Genomic DNA, 21,187 nt, shown 5'->3' on the forward strand with positions numbered 1-21,187 from the left:
ATCGCTCCCCATTGTTGATATTCTTTTTATTCCTAACACACTCATTTTCATTATAAGCATTATCTTTATATAGAAAAACTAAGGTGTATTTCATATTCCTCAAAAATACAGTGAGAACCTTGATAAAATAAAGCTTTCATAAGTTGTTTCAATTCTGTGAACAGCTTAAAAAACTTCTATAAAGAATCCTTTTTAAAAGGAAAATTAGAAATGTTCTATATAAATCTTTACCCTATTATCGCTCTATTTTACTATTCTCTACTTTTTACAAAACAATATACACCATTGTAATCTACATATAATCCCATCAAAAAGAGAAGTTGTCGTTTCCAACTTCTCTTCCTCTTTACTTCATCTATAAAAATAAAATCAAATTCTTTATATCCTCTATATCCTCAGCGTGGGCCAACAATTTAGTTGGCTTTTTTTCACTTATTAGATGCGAGAACGTAAGTAAGCATCAATAAATGGATCAATCTCTCCATCCATAACTGCTTGTACGTTACCAACCTCCGTATTTGTACGGTGGTCTTTTACAAGAGAATACGGGTGGAATACGTAAGAACGGATTTGGCTACCCCATCCGATTTCTTTTTGTTCCCCGCGGATTTCATCTAATTGTGCCTGTTGTTCTTCTAGTTTCTTTTGATATAATTTCGCTTTTAACATCTTCATCGCATGCTCACGGTTTTTAATTTGAGAACGTTCCGACTGACACGTTACAACTGTATTTGTCGGTGTATGTGTAATACGAACTGCTGAATCTGTCGTATTAACGTGCTGCCCACCCGCTCCACTTGCGCGATACGTATCAATTTTTAAATCTTCTGTACGTACTTCGATTTCAACTTCATCATTGAACTCTGGTACAACTTCACAAGATACGAACGATGTATGACGACGACCTGAAGAATCAAATGGTGAAATACGTACAAGACGATGTACACCTTTCTCTGCTTTTAAGTAACCGTAAGCGTTATGACCTTTAATTAATAAAGTTACACTCTTAATACCAGCTTCATCACCCGGTAAATAGTCAACCGTTTCTACTTTAAATCCACGTTTTTCAGCCCAACGTGTATACATACGTAATAACATAGAACCCCAGTCTTGTGACTCAGTTCCACCTGCACCTGGATGTAATTCTAAAATTGCATTATTTTTATCATAAGGATCACTTAATAGTAACTGAAGCTCATACTCATTCATTTCTTGAATTAAGCCTTTTACTTCTGACTCTAATTCCTCATGTAAATCTTCATCGTATTCTTCTTTTAAAAGCTCATGCGTTACTTCTAAATTTTCGAACGTTTCATCTAATTGACGGAAACTTCCAACCATATCTTTTAACGCATTCGCTTCATTAATTACAGCTTGCGCGCCTTGTTGGTCATCCCAAAATCCTGCGCTCATCATTTTTTCTTCTAATTCTGCAATTTGTTTCTCCTTAGTAGGAAGGTCAAAGAGACCCCCTAAAAGCCGCTAATCGCTTAGCCATTTTCTCTAATTCCTGTCTAATTTCTACTAATTCCATTTCCTTCACCTCTATGTAATTGCTGTTACTTTCGTATGAAAACAAGGGAAACTCTCTCCACTTATTACGGAGAGAGTTTAACCCTTCTTAATTATACATTTTTGATATAAAAGTTTGCAAAACAGCCAAAGCTATCGCCCTATATTACTGAACAATACCACAGCAGTTTTTATATTTTTTACCGCTACCACATTTACATAAATCGTTGCGGCCCACTTGGTCACCTTTTACAACTGGCTTTTTCTTCGCTTCTTCGCCATCGCTAGATGGATGAACAGCTTCACCTTGAACAACTTCTTGACGTTCTAAGTTTTGTTCAATTTCAGCTTTCATAATGTAACGAGAAATTTCCTCTTCAATAGAAGCAACCATTGACTCGAACATTGCAAATCCTTCCATTTGGTACTCACGAAGTGGATCAATTTGACCGTAAGCACGTAAATGAATACCTTCACGAAGATGATCCATCGCATCAATATGCTCTGTCCATTTTGTATCTACAACGCGGAATACAACAACCTTCTCAAACTCACGCATTTGCTCTTCTGGCATAAGCTTTTCTTTGTCATTGTAACGCTCTATTAATTTCGCGATAATCGGTTCGCTCATTTCCTCAGGAGCAAGGCGACGTAATTCTTCTTCTTTTACGTCTCCTTCTTGAAGAAGGTTTGTATTTAAGTAGTCAACAAGACCTTTAATGTTCCAATCTTCTTCAATTTCCTCTTGTGTATGAAGCGCAACAGCACGTTCTACTGTAGATTTCATCATACCTTCAATAATGCCACGTAAGTTTTCCGATTCCATTACTTCTTGACGCTGCTTATAAATCACTTCACGTTGCTGACGAAGTACATCATCGTATTGTAATAACTGCTTACGTGCATCATAGTTATTTCCTTCAACACGTTTTTGTGCAGACTCTACCGCACGAGAAACCATTTTACTTTCAATTGGCTGGGAATCATCCATACCAAGACGATCCATCATCGCTTTCATATTGTCAGAACCGAAGCGGCGCATTAATTCATCTTCCATAGACAAGTAGAACTGCGTTACACCAGGGTCCCCTTGACGACCAGCACGACCACGTAACTGATTATCAATACGACGGCTTTCGTGACGCTCTGTACCGATAACTGCTAGACCCACGTTTTTAATATCGTCTCCAAGCTTAATATCCGTACCACGACCAGCCATATTCGTCGCAATCGTTACAGCACCTTTCATACCAGCTTCTGCAATGATATCTGCTTCACGCGCATGGTTTTTCGCGTTTAAAATGTTATGGCGTACACCTTTACGTGTTAACATTTTTGAAATAAGCTCTGACGTTTCAATTGCAACTGTACCAACAAGAATAGGTTGCCCTTGTTTATGACGATTTACAATATCCTCAACAACTGCATTGAATTTGCCTTCCATTGATTTGAAGATTAAATCAGCACGATCATCACGAATAATATCTTTGTTCGTTGGAATTACGATAACATTCATATTGTAAATACTACGGAATTCTTCTTCTTCCGTTTTTGCTGTACCAGTCATACCAGATAATTTTTCATACATACGGAAGTAGTTCTGGAATGTAATTGTTGCAAGCGTCATACTTTCATTTTGAATTTCTACACCTTCTTTTGCTTCAATCGCTTGGTGTAATCCTTCGCTATAACGACGACCTTTCATAAGACGACCAGTAAATTGGTCTACAATTACGATTTCGCCTTCTTGTACAACATAATCTGTATCACGGTGCATAACAACGTGTGCACGAAGCCCCTGATTAATATGGTGAAGAAGTGCTACATGTTTTAAATCGAATAAGTTTTCAATATGGAAAGCTTTTTCTGCTTTCGTAATACCATCTTCTGTTAACATTACATTTTTCGTTTTCACATCAAATGAATAATCTTTTTCATTTTCTAACGTACGAACAAATGCATTTGCAAACATGTATAGCTCTGTTGATTTTTGAGCTTGTCCTGAAATAATAAGCGGCGTACGCGCTTCATCGACTAAAATAGAATCGACTTCATCGATAATAGCAAAGTGAAGCGGGCGTTGAACGCACTGCTCTTTATATAAAACCATGTTGTCACGTAAGTAATCGAATCCAAGCTCATTATTTGTGCTATACGTAATATCAGCAGCATAAGCCTCTTGTTTTTCTTCGCGTGACATACTATTTAAGTTAATTCCTACCGTTAAGCCAAGGAACTCATGAAGTTGTCCCATTTCATTCGCATCACGTTGTGCTAAGTATTCATTGACTGTAACAACGTGAACACCTTTTCCTGTTAAAGCATTTAAATATACAGGTAATGTAGATGTTAACGTTTTACCTTCACCCGTTTTCATCTCAGAAATATTCCCTTCATGTAAGGCAATACCACCCATTAACTGTACGCCATATGGACGCATTCCAAGAACACGAGTTGCCGCTTCGCGAACAACCGCAAAAGCTTCAGGTAATAGATCATCTACTGTTTCACCTTTTGTTAGACGTTCTTTAAATTCAAGCGTCTTTCCTTTTAATTGTTCATCAGTTAGTGGCTTAATAGATGACTCTAATGCATCAATTTGCTCAACTGTCTTTTGCATACGTTTAATTTGGCGTTGGTTTACATCAAACACCTTTTTTAAAATACCGATCATAGGAAATACGCTCCTCTTTTTATTAAAATAAAACTTCCGATTGTTTTTCTTTTTCTCTATTACAATCAGTCGTTGTAAAAATCAAATGTATGTTATGCCAATTTTTCTCCTAATTAAAAAAACTAAAATGTATATACCTAATGATAATTGTAACACTTGTCTTATAACTATGACAACAATCGACCGAATGTCAGGCCTTATATTCAAAAAAAGTTTTTATTTCATTTGTTCCAACAAACTAACATGTCTTTTCTCCATCCCTCTATTGCACATTTTGTATTAAATATCCCCTTTTAAAAGAGGATGATCGAAGGAAATCTATTAGTTTTAAATCAAAAATTACAAAAAGCCGGAAATTTCGCAGGTGCAGCATCCATAGATACTTACACCTGCGAAACAACTCCGACTTTAAAAGATATTATTATGTTGCAAGATCTACTCAACCACAGCAAAAAAACACCTTTAAAATATATATGGATCAATCATGAATTTTATTAATTTATTGGTATTTCTAATTCATGATATTTCCCTTTCTGATCCTTCATAAAAGAAATGAATTTCACCTTAGTTGATTCATTTGAAAAGTTTTTATAATTCTTACCAGGGTCATCTCCTATAAAATAATTTGTCCCAATATATCCTCGTACCGTTTTACCAGCAGGTATTACAGGCTCAAACTGATATTTTTCAGGTAATTCCATTGAATACGGAATTAAATTATAAAACTCTCCTATTTTAGAATAAAACATTGTATTAGAAATAGACTTATTACTAAGCAAATTAATATCCCGATTCGTTGTATTTGTAATATCTAAAGGTAACACATACGTCACTACTTCACGGTCTTCATAAGGATCATAAACTTTTGTAGGATCAAGAGGATCAAGTGCATGAAACGTAATTCCTTGTCCATCTTCAAAAATTCTATTAGATAAAAACTCACCTTTTACCACTTTATAAGATTCATTCTTTAGATTTAATGTTTTAAATCTAAAGAAACTAGCAAATACACATAGCAACAGACACAATCCAATGATTATTAAGACATGATTTCTTGTCACTCTTAATCTACCAACTTTCCATTATTAACATGTACAATGCGATCTACTATTTCATTATCTAGAACATGCACATCATGACTAGCTACTATAATAGTCGTTCCTTTAGATTTTTCTACTTTCAAAATATCCAAAACATCTTTTATTCCATCACTATCTAAAGCATTAGTTGGCTCGTCTAATAACAATAATTTTGGTTGTTCCATTAAAGCTTGCGCTATCCCTAAACGTTGCTTCATACCTAAAGAGTATCTTTTATACTTTCTCTTATCTGTTTTATCAAGTCCAACCCTTTGAATAATATTATAAATTTCCTCATCAGAAATTTTATTGTTAATCAATGATAAAAACTTCAAGTTCTGAAAACCAGTATACCCCGGAATAAAACTTGGATATTCAATCAATATCCCCATAGAATCAGGAAATTGCTTTTGTTTTCCAATCATTTCATTATCTACATAAACAACTCCAGAATTTAAACGCATTAATCCTGATATAGCACGTAAAATCATTGTTTTACCAGAACCATTATGCCCCTTCAAAACTAAAAACTCTCCTTTTTTTACTGACAAACTAATATTATCTAACACAATATTTCCCTTTAATCTTTTCGTCATACATTCACATTTAATATAATTGTCCATAAATTATTCACCTATCACATCTAGTTTTTTAAAACAAAAACTACCTAATAAAATCATTACAATAACAATTACTATTCCTATTAAAAGTAAATCATTACATTGAATAGATTGATTATTACCTAAAGTCAATTGAATTGAACTGTGATCAACAAAATACCAACGATTTGGCATAACAAAAGAACCTAAAAAATAAGTACTATGAAAGAAAATAGACAAAAATAGGTACATCAACATCAGTACAAAAACAATAGTTATTGGTATATAAAGCGTTAAAAACTCAAAAATCAAAGCTAATAAAAAGCTTATAATTATTTGAATTAGCATAGTACCTAATATTTTATAAGGAAATTGACTATATAAATTTAAAAAAGTATACTCGCCTAAAGAAAGCACATAGTAAGCACTAAACCAAAGAAAATACATAACAATCCAAATACTAATTATATAAAAAAACAAAGATAATATTTTCGTTAACCACAGAAAATGCTTCTTCTTAACACGAGGAAATAAATAAACACCATTCTGTTGAATATCTGAAAAAGCAAAATTCCCTACAAGCAACAAAGGAGTGATTTGAAAAAATATCCAATAAAAAGGGATAGAAAATCGCCCCTCCTTATAAAAATAAGATAAATCCACAAAGTCTACTCCATGAAAAAATCGATAAAAGGTAACATCTACCAATACAAATTCTTTACCATTACTAAGAGGCTGATTGTATAAAAAAGTAATTGCTATAATAGCGTAAATTAAAAATAAAAAAGCCATTATCTTGATGGAATCTCGAAACCGTACATGTAAATCTCTTTTTAACAAATAATATAAAATCATAATGTAAACTAGATCACCTCTGTCTCATCATTCATAGCAATATAACTTTTTTTAGCTAAAATCCATACACTTATAAAAAAGATAGAAAAACATCCAAATAAACGTATAAATAAACCAGTACCATCTTCAAAGACATTTATATAAAAAGCATTTGTAAATAAAAATCCATGTAATATAAATCTATCTAGTAAAACAGCAATGATCATACATATTATTACAAGTAAACTAGGTAAAAATAATTGCAATAAAGCACTTATCATACATATAAAAACATTCGCAAATAATTGAATACAAAATAATAATGGATAATTTACATCAACACTAGTTACAGCCATCATATTTGACAGTAAAAATAACTGTAAAATCATACTCCCAGCGAAAAAACAAACAAAAACGAATAGTTTCAAATAATATATAGAAACTAATTTCATTGCATTATTCACTCGATAAACTACATAAATACTAAAAAAATTCGACATAGAATATACAGAAAAAACGATGGTTAAAGGAATAAATATAGTCGACAAATTATAAAACGACATAACTTTATACAAAGTTTCTAATTCGTTCATTTTTTCTTTTACAATGCCCTGTTCAAAATAATTGAACAAGCAACCAATGATACTAACATTAAGTAAAAAAAGAATACTTAACCAAACGTACTTCATCCTTATAGTTTCTTTCATTACATTATAAAAGAACATGCTTCCTACTCCCCCGTAAATAAAGAACTACAGAACAAAACCAAATACATAACAAGACACTAAGAAAAATTTGTAATTCAAAAAAGCCGAAATCTTTAATTACATAATCTTTAGGATTGAGAATCCCTTTTCCAATACCAAGCCAAAAAATATGTAAAACAAATGGAACTAAATAAATAAAATAAACTCGTTTTATAAAAAATGAAACTGATAAAGCCAAACTCGAAAAAACCGCACCGTATAAACCATTTAAAAATACATACATTAGAAAATATAAAGTAGGGTACTCATAATAAACTGTATTAAATTGAGCTGTTGGTGAGACAGTAGCAGCCATATAATTTAATATTGGATGCGGAGCGACTGTTGGATAAGTCATTGCATATAAATAAAAATTAAATAGTAAAGGGAAACTTATAATAAAAAAAGATACACTAAAATTAATAAAATAAAGTAGCTTAAAATAATAACCTGTTCCCATTTTAGAAATAACAGGATAAATAAATCCATAATTTTTATCAATTCTATAAATCCCTGCTACAGCCATTGCAGAAAGCATAGGAAATATAAGTAGATAAAACTCACTATAAAATGACAATCTATTAAAATGTAAAATATTAGATAAATATGGGGATACCTTTATAATCCCAGCATCGTTAAATCCTTTAGTTGTCACAAACATAGCAATATATTGAGCAGTAACAATTATTAACATAATAAATAAAGACAACCAAAACATCCTACCTTTTAAAATCCTTCCTAAAAAGTAACTCATCTACAGCTCCTCCATAAACCATTAATTAAATTTAAACCTTTTTTAATATGAACAATTGATCCGCAACACCATAACATTTATTTTCTTTATTTAACCAGATGTAACGAAAAGCAACATTTGCTCTCTCTCCTTCAAATTTAGGAAACTCAACTTCATACTGATAAACATCATTTGTACCTTTTCTTTTTACACTCTTAACTTCTTGTTTCCACTCAATTACTTTCCCATCAGTTTGTTCAATCCGTCCCAAAAGATACGTTGGTTTTTTCTTATTCGTAACACCCGATAAAAACACATAATAATTTTCTGGTATAACTCCTGACTTTAAATTTTTATCTGAAAGCCTATCTTCTATTGCAATATCATTTCTATCTATTTGACCTTGAAAGAAATCATTACCATTTTTATTCCCCGAAAATACTTGTTCATAAATAGTATTTTTCTTAATTTCTTGCAACTGAATACTTTTCAAATTATATTTTTCCGTTAAAGTATCTTCAATATTTACAATAGGTTCATCTACTTTCTTTTGACAAGAAACTAAGAAACTAATACTCAATATAAAACAACAGAATACAATATATTTTAAAATAAGTTTCATTACAGCTCCTCCTATTTTTAAAATGAAATAGCAGGAAAAGTCGTATAATTCAGATTCGGAACTAGACGACTTTTTCTAGCGCTACAAAATAAATAATTTCAATTTATAATTTCTAAATCAATATTCAATGTAAGGTCCATTAGGTCTTACACTATCAGGACTCCAATCAGTAGGATAAGCATTATTTTCTCTAGAATAACCACCAAATCTAACAGGAACATTTTTCCTATATCGTTCATATGCATAATTTTGGAAAAGATATGTTTTACCTGGTTGCACTTCTCCTTCATGCTTACCTGAAACATTTACCCAATCTCTATCACCTTTACCTTTATTTTTATCCGCTTCTGTCCAAACGTTAAAAGAACCACCGCCCTTCTCACTACTCTTCACACGCATATACATAGAAGTAGGGTTCTCTTTAGGACGTGCATTAGTAAAATCATATGCACTCCAAAGTCTAAAGGTAAATTCTACATGATCATCCCTTGTATCAGCCTTAGCAGGTTCGGTTAAAGCAAAAGTACTAGCTAAAATACCTAAAGATAAAACAGATCCAAACATAAAACGACTTTTTTTCTTAATACTCACTAAAAGCACCTCCGATAATTTGTAGCATTATATTGATTTTATTTTTTCACTGAAGAAATAAAATAAATCATTATAATACAATATTACAATATCATTCTCTCAACACACCTTCAATACATTTCAGAATATTTAATATTATATTTGCAATTGTAAACATTTTGCCAAATTAACAAAAATAATAATACACTCCTAGCAACAAATTACTTATAGAGATAACTACTTACCTACGCCTGTTCCAAATCATAAAGAGTAACTCGCCTTTTAATTTCCCCATGCTGTTTTGACGAAACACTGTCTAAAAATCACGTCTTAATGAAATGGGCTACTTATAAATTCTTTCACCTTTCGAAAAGAAAAAACTAAAACATAAAAAAAGCGCAGCCATTTCGGCTGCGCTTTCGAATTATTATTTAGTTTCGATTAAACCGTATTTCCCATCTTTACGGCCATATACAACATTAGTTTCATTTGTATCAGCATTTGTGAAGACGAAGAAATTATGTCCTAGCATATCCATTTGTAGAATCGCTTCTTCAACGTCCATCGGTTTTAAATCGAATCGTTTTGTACGTACAAGTTCTAATTCATCTTCTTCTACCTCATCCATAACAGCTACTGCTTCTGGAAGGATAAAGTTCGTTTTCATAGAACCTTTCTCACGTAACTTACGATTTACTTTTGTTTTATGTTTACGAATTTGTCGCTCAATTTTATCAACTACTAAATCGATAGCAGCGTACATATCGCTATTAGTTTCTTCTGCACGAAGTAATAAATCAGTAAATGGTATTGTTACCTCGACACGTTGCTTGTCAGAGTATACTTTTAAATTAACTTTAATCTCTGGGAATGTATCAAAATAACGCTCTAACTTACTTAGTTTTTTCTCTACATATTCCTTTAATGCTGGAGTTACTTCAATATTTTCACCACGAATGTTGAATTTCATAGATGAATTCCTCCTTTCAAGCCTATGTACTATAATTTCGACACTGGCTTAAAAATTCCTTCTAACTTTTTTAAAAAAATTAGTGGAATTGCGATTTTTTTATCGTTTTTTGTTGAAATGAAAAGATGCATCGTTTCTATCTTTATTTTATCCTATTAACATCGTGAATAACGAATATAACTGTGGACAATTCGTTACAGAAAAGAAACAACTTTTTGACAACTTACCCTATAACAAAAAACCCCTTGCGAAAAACAAGAGGTTCTACTACATATATATAACGTTGCCACAAACGCAGCTTTCTCTTCCCAAAACAATATCCCCTACAGTTTCACAACATTAGCTGCTTGTGGTCCACGTGCTCCATCTACAATGTCAAACTCTACTTGTTGCCCTTCTTCTAACGACTTATACCCATCTTGTTGAATAGCAGAAAAATGGACAAATACATCATCACCATCTTCGCGCTCAATAAATCCAAATCCCTTTTCTGCATTGAACCATTTCACTCGTCCTTGCATGTTCATTCCATTCCCTTCACTCTAAAAATCAGGGCATTCACCCCATATTCTGACTATAACGAATGACAAGACTTTTAGTCAAAGAAGATTTGTCGTCTTTTTATTATTCCTTTCGACATTCACATATTAACCTCTACAAAGCGTCAAACAAGAAACTTCTCTAGCTCCTCGATCATACAAAAGGCTTCCAATTTGTCTAACAGTAATTCCTGTCGTATACACATCATCCACGATTAAAACATGTTGCTCATGAAACATCTCTTTTCCCTGAAAATAAAAAGGATTGCTTCCTGACACCCTTTCTTTACGTGTCTTCTTACTTTGTTTTTCTGTTTCCCTTCTTCTTAATGATGGATAAGAAAGTTTGACAGGCAAACAAGTTGCTAATAACTCAGCTTGATTAAAACCACGTTCAACTTCCCTTTCCTTACTAAGCGGAACAGCGATAACGGTTGAAACATTGGCAAAATGCTTTTGAAATAAACTTCGAAAAGGACGATAAAAAATGCGCACTAACTCTGCATCCCCCCGAAACTTAAACTGCGCTACTATTTCTTTCATCCCATCATCATACATATATAACGAACGGTTTTTAAAAGGACGATACTTCTCCTCTTTCATCCACCTTATACAATCTATACAAATACCGTCTTCTTGAAATAAGGCAGGAACAAATTCTAAAGGCCGCCCACATCCCATGCAAATTTCTCCTATAATATAGGAAAGTTTCTGCTCACATCTATCACATATATATTTTCTATGACACTTTACAAAAAAGTGTACCAACTAACCTTTTCTACAAAACACTCGTCACAAAGTAAACAATGCATTAATCGATCAATCCTTGTTCTTTGGCATTTTTATTCATACCTTGAATATGTTTTTTCGCGCGCACCATCGCCTCTGTCTTACCATAGTGAAAATAAATGACCTCTCCATACGGTGCTTCAAAGCTCCGCCCGGCTCGGCCCGCAATTTGTACGAGTGCACTTTCTGAGAATATTTCTTCTTCCGCCCCTAAAACCGCGACTTGCAAATTTTTCACCGTTACGCCTCGCTCTAAAATTGTCGTTGTAACTAATAATGGGATTTCTCCCTTTCTGAAAGCTGCTACTTTTTCTTTTCTCCCCGGATCTTCTGCATGTACACCTTCAATTCGCTTGTTTAATGATTTTAACAACAGGCTTATTTCTTCTACATATCGCACATGGGGAACGAATAAAAAAATAGGATATTTTTTATTTAAGTATGTTTGTAACCACTGTAGTAAAACTCGAGGAATTCTTTTATGAATGAGGCTTTTTTTCCAATTCCCGCACCAACAAAATAAAGGAACTGGCAAAGGATGACGGTGATATCGTCCAGAAACAATAACACCTTTTTGTTCACCTTTTCTAAATTTTCGCTTCCACGTTTCATCTGGAGTCGCAGTTAAATAAATACGCGCCGCTCTTTCTTTCATCGCTTGTTTTACCGCGTACTGTAACATTTGATCTGCACAATATGGAAAAGCATCTATCTCATCTACAACCATGACATGAAACGCCCTATAATAACGTAATAATTGATGCGTGGTCGCAACGACTAGTACTGCATCTTTTTCTTTATCCACACTCCCTCCATATAAAGCCGCTACCTTTATATATGGAAATACTTCTTGCAATCTCGGTGCTAATTCAAGAACAACATCCGTTCTCGGCGTTGCGATACAAACTCTTTCTCCTTTTTGAAGCGCTTCGTTAATACCGTAAAACAACATCTCTGTTTTCCCAGCCCCGCATACAGCCCAAATAAAAAATGATTCTTTTTGCTTAATAGCCTCTATAACACCTTGTGCCGCCAGATTCTGACCAGTAGACAACGTCCCGTTCCACTGTAACAAATTTAAATTCTTTTCTCTCTTTCTTTCAGCAATCCCACGAACAAGTACAGCACATTCACTTACCCTCCCCATCGTTATACACTTCCGGCAATATGCGCACACTTTACTGCACCTTTTACATAAAAACGACGCAAATAGCCGCTGCTCTATATTTCCACAGCGCTGACATACATATTTAGAAGCCTTCTTTTTTACACCTTGTACACACACGACCTCTCCCTTCTTTTTCAAATCATTTAATTCCCTCTGTAAATCTGAAGAAAGTTCGTCTAATAGCAACTGTTTCCCCGCTAGCATCAACAATCACCTCCAGCACTACTATAAAACCTTCTTCAAATCCCGTAAAAACTCAAAAAAGCCGATAACCTACTTATAAAATAGTAAGCTATCGACTTTATACACGTTTTTTATTGAATTATAATTCTATAATCTTCCGTAACCTAAGAAATGTTTTTGATTGTAAGAGCTATTTACGCTACCGTAAGTAACACCTGTTGACTCATCAGCAGCATGAATTATTTGACCGCCACCAATATAAATACCAACGTGAGATACACCTTCTCTATATGTACCTTGTAAGAAGATAAGATCTCCTGGTTTTGCTTCAGATGCGCTAATCTTTTGTACAGAACTCCACAGGCTTCTAGTATCTTGACGACCTAAACCATAAACGTAAGAGATTAAACCACTGCAGTCAAAACCACCGTTTGAAATTGACGCACTACCCCATACGTATTTTAGACCTACTAAACCTTTAGCTTTTTCGACAACATCTTGTCTACCGCCACCTTTAGTATCACCTGGTACTTCTGGAGTTGGAGCTGGTTTTTTCGCTTCTTCTTTTTTAGGCTCTTCTTTTTTAGACTCTTCTTTTGGAGCTTGTACAGCATTATTTGCTGGAGCTGCTGGTTGAGCTGGTGTTGGTGCTGGTTGAGCCGCTGCTGGTTGTTGTGCAGCTTGCTCTGCTTGTTTTTGAGCAGCAGCTTCTTGTGCAGCTTTTTCTTGCGCTTCTTTTTCAGCAATTTGTTGTAATTTTAATGCTTGTTGTTCAAGCTCTTTTAATTGGCTTTCCGTACTTGTCATTGTAGTTACAACTGTATCCATTTTACCGCTTAAATCGTTTACCGCTGTTGCTTTTTTCTCTTTTTCAGCGTCAAGTTCTTTCTTAGCAGTTTCAATTTGAGCTTGTGCTTCTTTTAATTCTTTTTGTTTCTCTTTTACCGTTGCAACATCTTTTTTCACACTAGCTTGGTCTTCTTGTTGTGTTTTCATGATATCTTCATCAGACTCAAGAATTTTAGAAACAGAAGTTAAACGATCAACTAAATCTGCAACGTTTTTAGAGTTTACAAGAACTTCTGTTACAACGTTCGTATTTGGTTGTTCTTGAAGTGCAACTAAACGCTTTCTTAATAACTCTTCACGTTTTGCAATCTTTGTTTGTAATTCTGCAATATCTTTATTTTTCTTTTCAATTAATTGCTCAGTATCAGAAACTTTTTTCGTTGTTTCATCAAGCTTTGCAGCATTCTCTTGAACAGATTTATCTAAACCTTGAATTGTTTTGTTTAAGTCATTCATTTGTTTTTGTAATTCATCACGTTCTTGTTGTTGTTTATGTAAAGTGTCATTTTGTGTGTTAATTTGTGATTTCACGTCAGAAATTTTATCTTCTGCAAATACATTTGGTGTTAGTCCTGAAAACATTAACCCTGCAACTAATGCGCAAGATGCCATTTTTAGCTTTTTCATTTTATTTTTTACACCGCTTTCTTTTTTCTTTTTCCGTATATAACCTATAAAATTTATACCATAATTCGGGATTTTTTTTGCTAATGTTACGCTTTTGTAAAACAAATGTAATATTATTTGTAGCTCTAGCGCAAAATTCGTATATTTTTGTATGTATGTGTAGAAATTTATATACTTTTCTCACTTCTGTAAACAAAGAAAAAACGCAAGGAATCCCTTACGTTTTATTAAATATACGAATACAAATGAAATGCTACTTCATCCATTTCTCAGCCCAATTTTGGACCTCATCCATAACACTTTCTAACGCTTTTCCCTTGTCAGTTAAGCCATACTCGATTCGAACTGGTACTTCTGGATAGACATTACGAACTACAATGCCCTCGCTTTCCAATTCCTTCAAACGCTCTGACAACATACGATCGCTCATATTTGGGATAATATCTGCGATTTCTCTAAAACGTTTCGACTCTTCAAGCAAAGATTTAATAATTAAGCCAGTCCATTTCTTACTAAGCAAAGTAAAAGCTGACTCAAACTTTGGACATAAACAAGAATTATGCTCCATATGTTTCACCTCTCTTCTATTATAATATAGTTTCTTGTAAAAAGTAAGTTATAAAACTTTCCTCATTATTTTATTTTACGTACATTTTACCATTTCCAAATATTAACTTGTCAACTAAACGTAACATACCCGTAAAAAAACCCTCTTAAAAAGAGAGCTTTTTATATCTTTATTACTTCGTATACCATCCAAGACCTAATGCACCTTCACCTAAGTGCGTACCAATTACAGCTCCAAAATAACCTGTACGAATTGTGACGTGAGGATATTTTGCTTCTAATTCTTTCTTCCATTCATTCGCTTCCTCTTCACGTTGCGCATGAATGATAACTGCTTCCATAGGTACACCTTTACTTGCTTGCTCATCAAAAATTTCAATGATACGTTTTAATGCTTTTTTACGTGTACGAATCTTTTCAAACGGAATAATGATTTTATCTCTAAAATATAAAACTGGCTTCACTTGTAACAGACTGCCGATGAAAGCTTGCGCGCTATTTAATCGACCACCACGTTGCAAATGATGTAAATCATCAACTACAAAATAGGCGTCCATCGTTTTCTTCATTTCATCAAAACGAGCGATAATCTCTTTTGGATTCTTTCCTTCACTTGCTAACTTTGCACCTTCACGCACATAAAACCCTTGTACTTCACAACTAATTTCAGAGTCATACGTATATACATCAATACCCTCTACCATCTGTCCAGCTGTCGTTGATGTTTGATATGTACCACTAATTCCACTTGATAGGTGAATACTAATAACTGCATCATAATCTTTAGCTAGCTCTTCATATAGCTCAACAAACTTTCCGATTGCTGGTTGAGAAGTTTTTGGAAGTTCCTCTTGTTCACGTACTTTCACATAAAAATCATCTGCTGAAATTTCAGCTTCTTCTTGATAAGATTCTGTTCCAAACACAACGTTTAATGGAATCATATATATATTGAGTTCATCACGAATTTGCTTCGGTATATATGCCGTACTATCAGTAACAATAGCTATTTTCATTTTCGTACCTGCCTTATAAAAAGTTTTATTTCCTAATTTTACACGAAAACTACAAATGGTGCATCCATACATGAAAATGCCGGTTGAAATTATACCTACCATCTCGACAAATTACAACAAAAAGATAAAATACTCACCAAAAACTTCAGCATATTTAGAAAAAATGTTTGAATATAAAAAGACTCGCTTTTAAAATGGAAAGTACTAGTCATTTTGATAGATAGGGGCGTACACAAGTGCTATTACAATATTTAACAATCAAAGACTACGGCGAACACGAAATCGTCATTCAAAAATCAAGATTTATTTGTTATATTAGCCGAGCAACGACTGAGGAAGAGGCTCAAGAATTTATACAAAAAATAAAAAAACAACATTGGAATGCAACACATAATTGTTCCGCTTATTTAATTGGCGAACAAGATCATATTCAAAAGGCAAATGATGACGGTGAGCCTAGCGGTACAGCTGGCGTACCAATGCTAGAAGTACTTAAAAAACGTGGACTAAAAGATACCGTCGTCGTCGTAACACGCTATTTTGGTGGCATTAAACTTGGCGCAGGTGGCTTAATTCGTGCATATGGAAAGTGTACAAGCGAAGGCATTAATCATGTCGGTGTTGTCCAGCGAAAACTAATGCGTGTGATGCAAACCGAGATTGATTACACATTACTTGGCAAAGCGGAAAATGAATTACGCAATTCAAAATATGCTATTAAAGATATACATTATCTAGAAAATGTCACATTTGATACGTATGTAGAAGAAGACGGTAAACAAGCATTTACAGATTGGATGATTGAATTAACAAACGGGAAATGTACAATTACAGAAGGAGATATGTTGTACTTAGAACAAGATGTTATCTAAGCATAACCCATTTATCACCTTCAAAGATTAATGTAGTGAATTACTTCCCTACAAATGGACTAACGAACTAAGGAGATTATATATGGAAGAACGTTATTATCATCTCCAAAATAGCAGAATAAAAAAGAAGCGAAGAAGGAAACTTTTCTTCTTCCTTATTTTCGCATTTTTATTTGGCAGTATAGGAGTTTATGTGTTAAATTCTTACTCTTCTCTTATGGGGATGTATAGTGGTTTTACTCGTGAAAAATCGGATTTAAGAAACAAAGATGTAGAAATTACAAAGGAACCTTTTACAATTCTCATTATGGGTATAGAAGATTATGCGACAGATGGTCAAAATGGTCGTACAGACTCATTAATGTTTGCAACAGTCAATCCAAAAACGCAAAAGATTTCACTTATGAGTATTCCTCGTGATTCTCGAGTTAAAATTGTTGGCAAAAATAAGGAAGACAAAATTAACGCTGCCCATGCTTACGGCGGAGAAGAAATGGCAATCAAAACTGTCGAAGGCTTTCTAAAAGTTCCTGTAGACCATTATCTGAAAATTGATTTCCAAGGCTTTAAAGGTATCGTTGATGCTGTTGGCGGTGTTACTGTTGACGTACCCTTCGATTTCTGGGAGCGCTCTGACGTGGATTACTACAAAAAAATTCAATTTAAGCAAGGACAGCAAAACTTAAACGGTGAAGAAGCACTTGCTTACGTCCGTATGCGAAAGCAAGATCCAAATGGCGATTATGGTCGAGCTGCTAGACAAAGACAATTACTGGCCGCTGTTGCTCATAAACTAAACTCCACCTCTACTGTATTTAAAATTAAAGATTTAACAGCTGTCGTTGGAAAATATATAAAAACCGACATTCCTATTTCAGACGGACTTGCTCTTTACAATAAACTTTCTGGATTTGATCCTTCTACAATGCAAACGTTAAAGCTTGAAGGCGAAGACAAAAAGATAGGCGGTATTTATTACTTCCTTCCAGATCCAATCAGTGTAGAAACGGTGCGTAACGAAATTGAAAAAGAATTAGGAGAAAAAGCAAAAAATCCAACTACAAAAAACAACTCAAATCCTGATTCAAATTCAAGTTCTAACTCTAACGAACAAACAAAAAAAGAGACAAACCAAAATAAAACACCAACTGATCCGCCACCTTCTACAAATGCTCATGCAGAGTGGATTATGCGCAATCAGCCGTAACAAAAAGGCCCAATCTATCCGATTGGGCCTTTTTTTATTTACTTATTAAAGTGTTGTAAAATCGCTTCTACAATACGCTCTGATGCACGACCATCACCGTAAGGGTTAGATGCTTTCGCCATCTTATCATGAGCTTCTTTATCTGATAACAGCTCATCAGCAAGACCAAAGATTGTCTCTTCGTCTGTTCCTGCTAATTTCAGCGTACCTGCTTCAATACCTTCAGGGCGCTCTGTTGTATCACGAAGAACAAGAACTGGTACCCCAAGTGATGGAGCTTCTTCTTGTACACCACCAGAATCCGTTAACATTAAGTATGAACGAGCTGCAACATTGTGGAAATCAATTACATCTAGCGGCTCAATTAAATGAATACGGTTATGTTCACCTAAAATTTCATTTGCTATTTCACGAACAACAGGGTTCATATGAACTGGGTACACAACTTGTACATCTTCATGCTTATCAACAAGACGCTTAATTGCACGGAACATATTACGCATCGGTTCACCTAAGTTTTCACGACGGTGAGCTGTCATAAGTACAAGACGATCATTTCCAAGTTTCTCTAGTACAGGATGACTATATGTTTCTTTTACAGTCGTTTGTAGCGCGTCAATCGCTGTATTTCCTGTGATGAAAATACGTGACTCATCTTTATTTTCCTTCTGTAAGTTCGTTGCTGATTTTGCTGTTGGTGAGAAATGAAGATCCGCCATTACACCTGTTAATTGACGATTCATCTCTTCTGGGTATGGAGAATACTTATCCCACGTACGAAGGCCCGCCTCAACATGACCTACTGGAATTTGATTATAAAAAGCAGCTAAGCTTGCAATAAATGTTGTTGTTGTATCACCATGTACAAGTACAATATCCGGCTTCGCTTCTTTCATTACTTTATCCAAACCTTCTAAACCACGCGTTGTAACATCAATTAAAGTTTGGCGGTCTTTCATGATATTTAAATCGAAATCTGGCGTAATTCCAAAGATACTTAATACTTGATCTAACATTTGGCGATGCTGTGCTGTTACAGTCACAATCGATTCAATTTTTTCTGGGTGTTTTTGCAACTCTAATACAAGAGGTGCCATTTTAATTGCTTCTGGACGTGTCCCGAAAATTGTCATTACTTTTAAACGTTCAGTCATGTGATTGCCTCTTTTCTTTCACTAATTACAGCTTCTATTATGACATATAAAAATATGCATGAGTACATCCCTTTTTAACGCATAACAGAAACTTTTCTATTACAAATACTTTTTCTTCCCACCGAGTAATAATCTATCTTTTGTTTCTTAACATCTTCATCAGTATAACAATTTCTCCCATCAAATAAAATAGGCTCCCTCATAAGTTGTACGTACTTTTCTAACGGATAAGTTTGAATATCTTCCCATTCTGTTACGATAAAAACCGCACTCGCATCTCTAATCGATTCATCTATACATCTATACATCTACTATATTGTATAGCATCTCCAAATATATTTTTCACATATTGAATTGCTTTTGGGTCGTAAAGAACAATATCTGCACCTATATTAATTAATGCTTCTATTATAATAAGAGATGATGCCTCTCTAATATCATCCGTATTCGGTTTAAAGGATGCGCCAAGAACTGCAATCCGCTTTTTATTCATGTTCATGACTTTTTTCGCTTTTTCAATCAATAGCAGTTGTTGCTTATTATTTACTTCAATAACCGCTTTTAACAAACGAAAATCATGAGCAACATTTCCCGCAATTTGCACCAGCGCTTTCGTATCTTTTGGAAAACATGATCCCCCGTATCCAATACCTGCATTTAAAAAAGATGCACCGATCCTCTTATCCATTCCCATCCCTTTAGCAACATCCAATACATTTGCGCCTACCTTCTCACATATATTTGAAATTTCATTAATGAAACTAATCTTTGTAGCTAAAAAGGCATTCGACGCGTATTTAATCATCTCTGCACTTTTAATATCTGTAATATACGTTTCTAAGCGTAATTCACCATACAAACTCTCTACTCTTCTTGCTACTTCGTCACTATCCGCTCCAATTACAATACGATCTGCATGAAAGAAATCATAAATTCCTGAACCTTCACGCAAAAACTCTGGATTCGATACGATATGTAATGTATACCTCCCCTTTAACTCCTCCTCAATCCATCCTTTCATTACATCATTTGTACCTACTGGAACTGTACTTTTCGTAACAACAATAATATCGTTCGTCGCATATAATCCAATATCGTTACAAGCACTCTGAATATACGTTAAATCCGCCGTCCCATCTAATAAAGGTGGTGTTCCAACTGCAATAAATATAAACTCTACATCCTCAAATGCCTCTTCTTTATTTGATGTGAAAGTTAAAGCATTATTCTCATATGCATGATTTATTAATTCATGTAATCTAACCTCATAAATAGGTAAATCCCCTTGTTTTATCCGTTCAATTTTCTCATCATCTATATCAAAACATGTAACTGAATGCCCCAACTTTGCCAATCCTACTCCTGTAATCAATCCAACATATCCAGTACCTACTATCGTAATTTTCATTTCCTTTTCGCACAGGAACATACAATAGAAAAGATATGAAATATAGAATTCTCCCTGTGCTTCCCCCTCTCACATTAAAAATGAGAAAACTCTTTTCCTTTTTCATTATATGAATTACTTCTCTCATTCTTTTTAAAGTTTTTGTAAAATTAAATGCACTATAATATAAAGTGAAACTTTAATCAGCCCTCACCAATCGGGCCTTTACGGGCAGTTGATCCCCACCTAACTTCTTTGCTTTGCTGAATTTTGAGGTGGGGGTCTTACTGCCCGTTAATGTGGGATAAAGTAAAATTTTAATTAGTAGGAATGGGGCTACTAGTTGACGTGAGATAAATTCCCACATTTTAACACGAAACTTACTCATTTCTACGTGTAACACTTATAATACTGAACTAAAAGTATTCACTATCGAAGAAAAAGAGGAAATGTCATATTCCAAAGTCCAGTACGATTAACCTTCTCATAT

General features: G+C 34.1%; 19 protein-coding genes and 2 pseudogenes. 3 read left to right on the forward strand and 18 right to left on the reverse strand.

Annotated features, from left to right (window positions below; all coding sequences use genetic code 11):
* Window positions 1-435: 435 nt before the first annotated feature.
* Both prfB and secA read right to left on the reverse strand, forming a co-directional pair.
* Window positions 436-1,534, reverse strand: a protein-coding gene (gene prfB / locus C4S65_RS16365; protein WP_097807990.1) for a peptide chain release factor 2 whose coding sequence is annotated in 2 segments (ribosomal slippage) — window positions 436-1,461 and window positions 1,463-1,534 — 1,098 coding nt in all. Because the reading frame shifts where the segments join, the coding sequence is not laid out codon by codon here.
* 144 nt (window positions 1,535-1,678) lie between these two features.
* Window positions 1,679-4,186, reverse strand: a complete 2,508-nt coding sequence (gene secA / locus C4S65_RS16370) for a preprotein translocase subunit SecA (RefSeq protein ID WP_000579371.1) — start codon at window positions 4,184-4,186, stop codon at window positions 1,679-1,681.
* A 303-nt stretch (window positions 4,187-4,489) separates the two neighbouring features.
* Here secA and C4S65_RS16375 point away from each other — a divergent pair, with 303 nt between their 5' ends.
* Entirely contained in the window at window positions 4,490-4,684 is a 195-nt protein-coding gene (locus C4S65_RS16375) for a hypothetical protein (RefSeq protein ID WP_042972814.1), read from the forward strand.
* On the opposite strand, the gene C4S65_RS16380 is transcribed toward C4S65_RS16375, so the two are convergent.
* The 14 genes and pseudogenes from C4S65_RS16380 to C4S65_RS16450 form a co-directional block, all read right to left on the reverse strand.
* Entirely contained in the window at window positions 4,681-5,208 is a 528-nt protein-coding gene (locus C4S65_RS16380; RefSeq protein WP_042973457.1) for a hypothetical protein, read from the reverse strand. The genes C4S65_RS16375 and C4S65_RS16380 overlap by 4 nt on opposite strands.
* Window positions 5,209-5,249: 41 nt before the next feature.
* A complete protein-coding gene (locus C4S65_RS16385) occupies window positions 5,250-5,888 on the reverse strand; it encodes an ATP-binding cassette domain-containing protein (protein ID WP_086407189.1) in 639 nt (212 codons plus the stop codon).
* A gap of 3 nt (window positions 5,889-5,891) precedes the next feature.
* Window positions 5,892-6,656, reverse strand: coding sequence for a hypothetical protein (locus C4S65_RS16390; RefSeq protein WP_061667820.1), 765 nt, complete (start codon window positions 6,654-6,656; stop codon window positions 5,892-5,894).
* Between the two features lie 71 nt (window positions 6,657-6,727).
* Window positions 6,728-7,423 carry a hypothetical protein gene (locus C4S65_RS16395; protein ID WP_000466502.1) on the reverse strand — a complete coding sequence of 232 codons (696 nt, stop codon included), beginning with the start codon at window positions 7,421-7,423 and terminating at the stop codon, window positions 6,728-6,730.
* Window positions 7,410-8,198 (reverse strand): hypothetical protein, encoded by a 789-nt coding sequence (locus C4S65_RS16400; RefSeq protein ID WP_000120041.1) that lies wholly within the window; start codon window positions 8,196-8,198, stop codon window positions 7,410-7,412. Before C4S65_RS16400 ends, C4S65_RS16395 begins: the two co-directional genes overlap by 14 nt.
* 31 nt (window positions 8,199-8,229) lie before the next feature.
* The gene (locus C4S65_RS16405) at window positions 8,230-8,799 is read right to left on the reverse strand and encodes a hypothetical protein (RefSeq protein ID WP_000767072.1); all 570 of its coding nucleotides are present in this window, start codon (window positions 8,797-8,799) and stop codon (window positions 8,230-8,232) included.
* A 117-nt stretch (window positions 8,800-8,916) separates the two neighbouring features.
* Entirely contained in the window at window positions 8,917-9,390 is a 474-nt protein-coding gene (locus C4S65_RS16410; RefSeq protein ID WP_000023376.1) for a hypothetical protein, read from the reverse strand.
* 406 nt (window positions 9,391-9,796) lie between these two features.
* Complete coding sequence (gene raiA / locus C4S65_RS16415) at window positions 9,797-10,339, reverse strand: ribosome-associated translation inhibitor RaiA (RefSeq protein ID WP_000671187.1); 543 nt, start codon at window positions 10,337-10,339, stop codon at window positions 9,797-9,799.
* 323 nt (window positions 10,340-10,662) lie between these two features.
* Window positions 10,663-10,860 (reverse strand): cold shock protein CspC, encoded by a 198-nt coding sequence (gene cspC, locus C4S65_RS16420; RefSeq protein WP_001990088.1) that lies wholly within the window; start codon window positions 10,858-10,860, stop codon window positions 10,663-10,665.
* Between the two features lie 126 nt (window positions 10,861-10,986).
* Window positions 10,987-11,690, reverse strand: a pseudogene (locus tag C4S65_RS16425) (ComF family protein).
* Entirely contained in the window at window positions 11,690-13,039 is a 1,350-nt protein-coding gene (gene comFA / locus C4S65_RS16430; protein ID WP_086407188.1) for an ATP-dependent helicase ComFA, read from the reverse strand. Before comFA ends, C4S65_RS16425 begins: the two are co-directional and overlap by 1 nt.
* Window positions 13,040-13,165: 126 nt before the next feature.
* Complete coding sequence (locus tag C4S65_RS16435) at window positions 13,166-14,599, reverse strand: C40 family peptidase (protein ID WP_140348261.1); 1,434 nt, start codon at window positions 14,597-14,599, stop codon at window positions 13,166-13,168.
* Between the two features lie 148 nt (window positions 14,600-14,747).
* Entirely contained in the window at window positions 14,748-15,062 is a 315-nt protein-coding gene (locus C4S65_RS16440; RefSeq protein WP_000400857.1) for a helix-turn-helix domain-containing protein, read from the reverse strand.
* A 172-nt stretch (window positions 15,063-15,234) separates the two neighbouring features.
* Window positions 15,235-16,077, reverse strand: coding sequence for a DegV family protein (locus tag C4S65_RS16450; RefSeq protein WP_000684725.1), 843 nt, complete (start codon window positions 16,075-16,077; stop codon window positions 15,235-15,237).
* A gap of 236 nt (window positions 16,078-16,313) precedes the next feature.
* On the opposite strand from C4S65_RS16450, the gene C4S65_RS16455 reads away from it, so the two are divergent.
* Both C4S65_RS16455 and C4S65_RS16460 read left to right on the forward strand, forming a co-directional pair.
* Complete coding sequence (locus tag C4S65_RS16455; protein ID WP_086407187.1) at window positions 16,314-16,949, forward strand: YigZ family protein; 636 nt, start codon at window positions 16,314-16,316, stop codon at window positions 16,947-16,949.
* Between the two features lie 82 nt (window positions 16,950-17,031).
* A complete protein-coding gene (locus C4S65_RS16460; RefSeq protein ID WP_000392797.1) occupies window positions 17,032-18,156 on the forward strand; it encodes an LCP family protein in 1,125 nt (374 codons plus the stop codon).
* A gap of 38 nt (window positions 18,157-18,194) precedes the next feature.
* On the opposite strand, the gene wecB is transcribed toward C4S65_RS16460, so the two are convergent.
* Entirely contained in the window at window positions 18,195-19,310 is a 1,116-nt protein-coding gene (gene wecB, locus C4S65_RS16465) for a UDP-N-acetylglucosamine 2-epimerase (non-hydrolyzing) (RefSeq protein WP_000140145.1), read from the reverse strand.
* 74 nt (window positions 19,311-19,384) lie between these two features.
* Window positions 19,385-20,718 (reverse strand): annotated as a pseudogene (locus tag C4S65_RS16470) (UDP-glucose/GDP-mannose dehydrogenase family protein).
* Between the last annotated feature and the right edge of the window lie 469 nt (window positions 20,719-21,187).

This window comes from Bacillus sp. ok061, assembly GCF_900108285.1.
Taxonomy (GTDB): domain Bacteria; phylum Bacillota; class Bacilli; order Bacillales; family Bacillaceae_G; genus Bacillus_A; species Bacillus_A thuringiensis_S.

Coding starts and splice junctions, on each gene's coding strand:
- secA (WP_000579371.1), bottom strand. CDS start 4,186: ATGATCGGTATTTTAAAAAAGGTGTTTGATGTAAACCAACGCCAAATT.
- C4S65_RS16375 (WP_042972814.1), top strand. CDS start 4,490: ATGATCGAAGGAAATCTATTAGTTTTAAATCAAAAATTACAAAAAGCC.
- C4S65_RS16385 (WP_086407189.1), bottom strand. CDS start 5,888: ATGGACAATTATATTAAATGTGAATGTATGACGAAAAGATTAAAGGGA.
- C4S65_RS16390 (WP_061667820.1), bottom strand. CDS start 6,656: ATGGCTTTTTTATTTTTAATTTACGCTATTATAGCAATTACTTTTTTA.
- C4S65_RS16395 (WP_000466502.1), bottom strand. CDS start 7,423: ATGTTCTTTTATAATGTAATGAAAGAAACTATAAGGATGAAGTACGTT.
- C4S65_RS16400 (WP_000120041.1), bottom strand. CDS start 8,198: ATGAGTTACTTTTTAGGAAGGATTTTAAAAGGTAGGATGTTTTGGTTG.
- C4S65_RS16405 (WP_000767072.1), bottom strand. CDS start 8,799: ATGAAACTTATTTTAAAATATATTGTATTCTGTTGTTTTATATTGAGT.
- raiA (WP_000671187.1), bottom strand. CDS start 10,339: ATGAAATTCAACATTCGTGGTGAAAATATTGAAGTAACTCCAGCATTA.
- cspC (WP_001990088.1), bottom strand. CDS start 10,860: ATGCAAGGACGAGTGAAATGGTTCAATGCAGAAAAGGGATTTGGATTT.
- comFA (WP_086407188.1), bottom strand. CDS start 13,039: ATGCTAGCGGGGAAACAGTTGCTATTAGACGAACTTTCTTCAGATTTA.
- C4S65_RS16440 (WP_000400857.1), bottom strand. CDS start 15,062: ATGGAGCATAATTCTTGTTTATGTCCAAAGTTTGAGTCAGCTTTTACT.
- C4S65_RS16450 (WP_000684725.1), bottom strand. CDS start 16,077: ATGAAAATAGCTATTGTTACTGATAGTACGGCATATATACCGAAGCAA.
- C4S65_RS16460 (WP_000392797.1), top strand. CDS start 17,032: ATGGAAGAACGTTATTATCATCTCCAAAATAGCAGAATAAAAAAGAAG.
- wecB (WP_000140145.1), bottom strand. CDS start 19,310: ATGACTGAACGTTTAAAAGTAATGACAATTTTCGGGACACGTCCAGAA.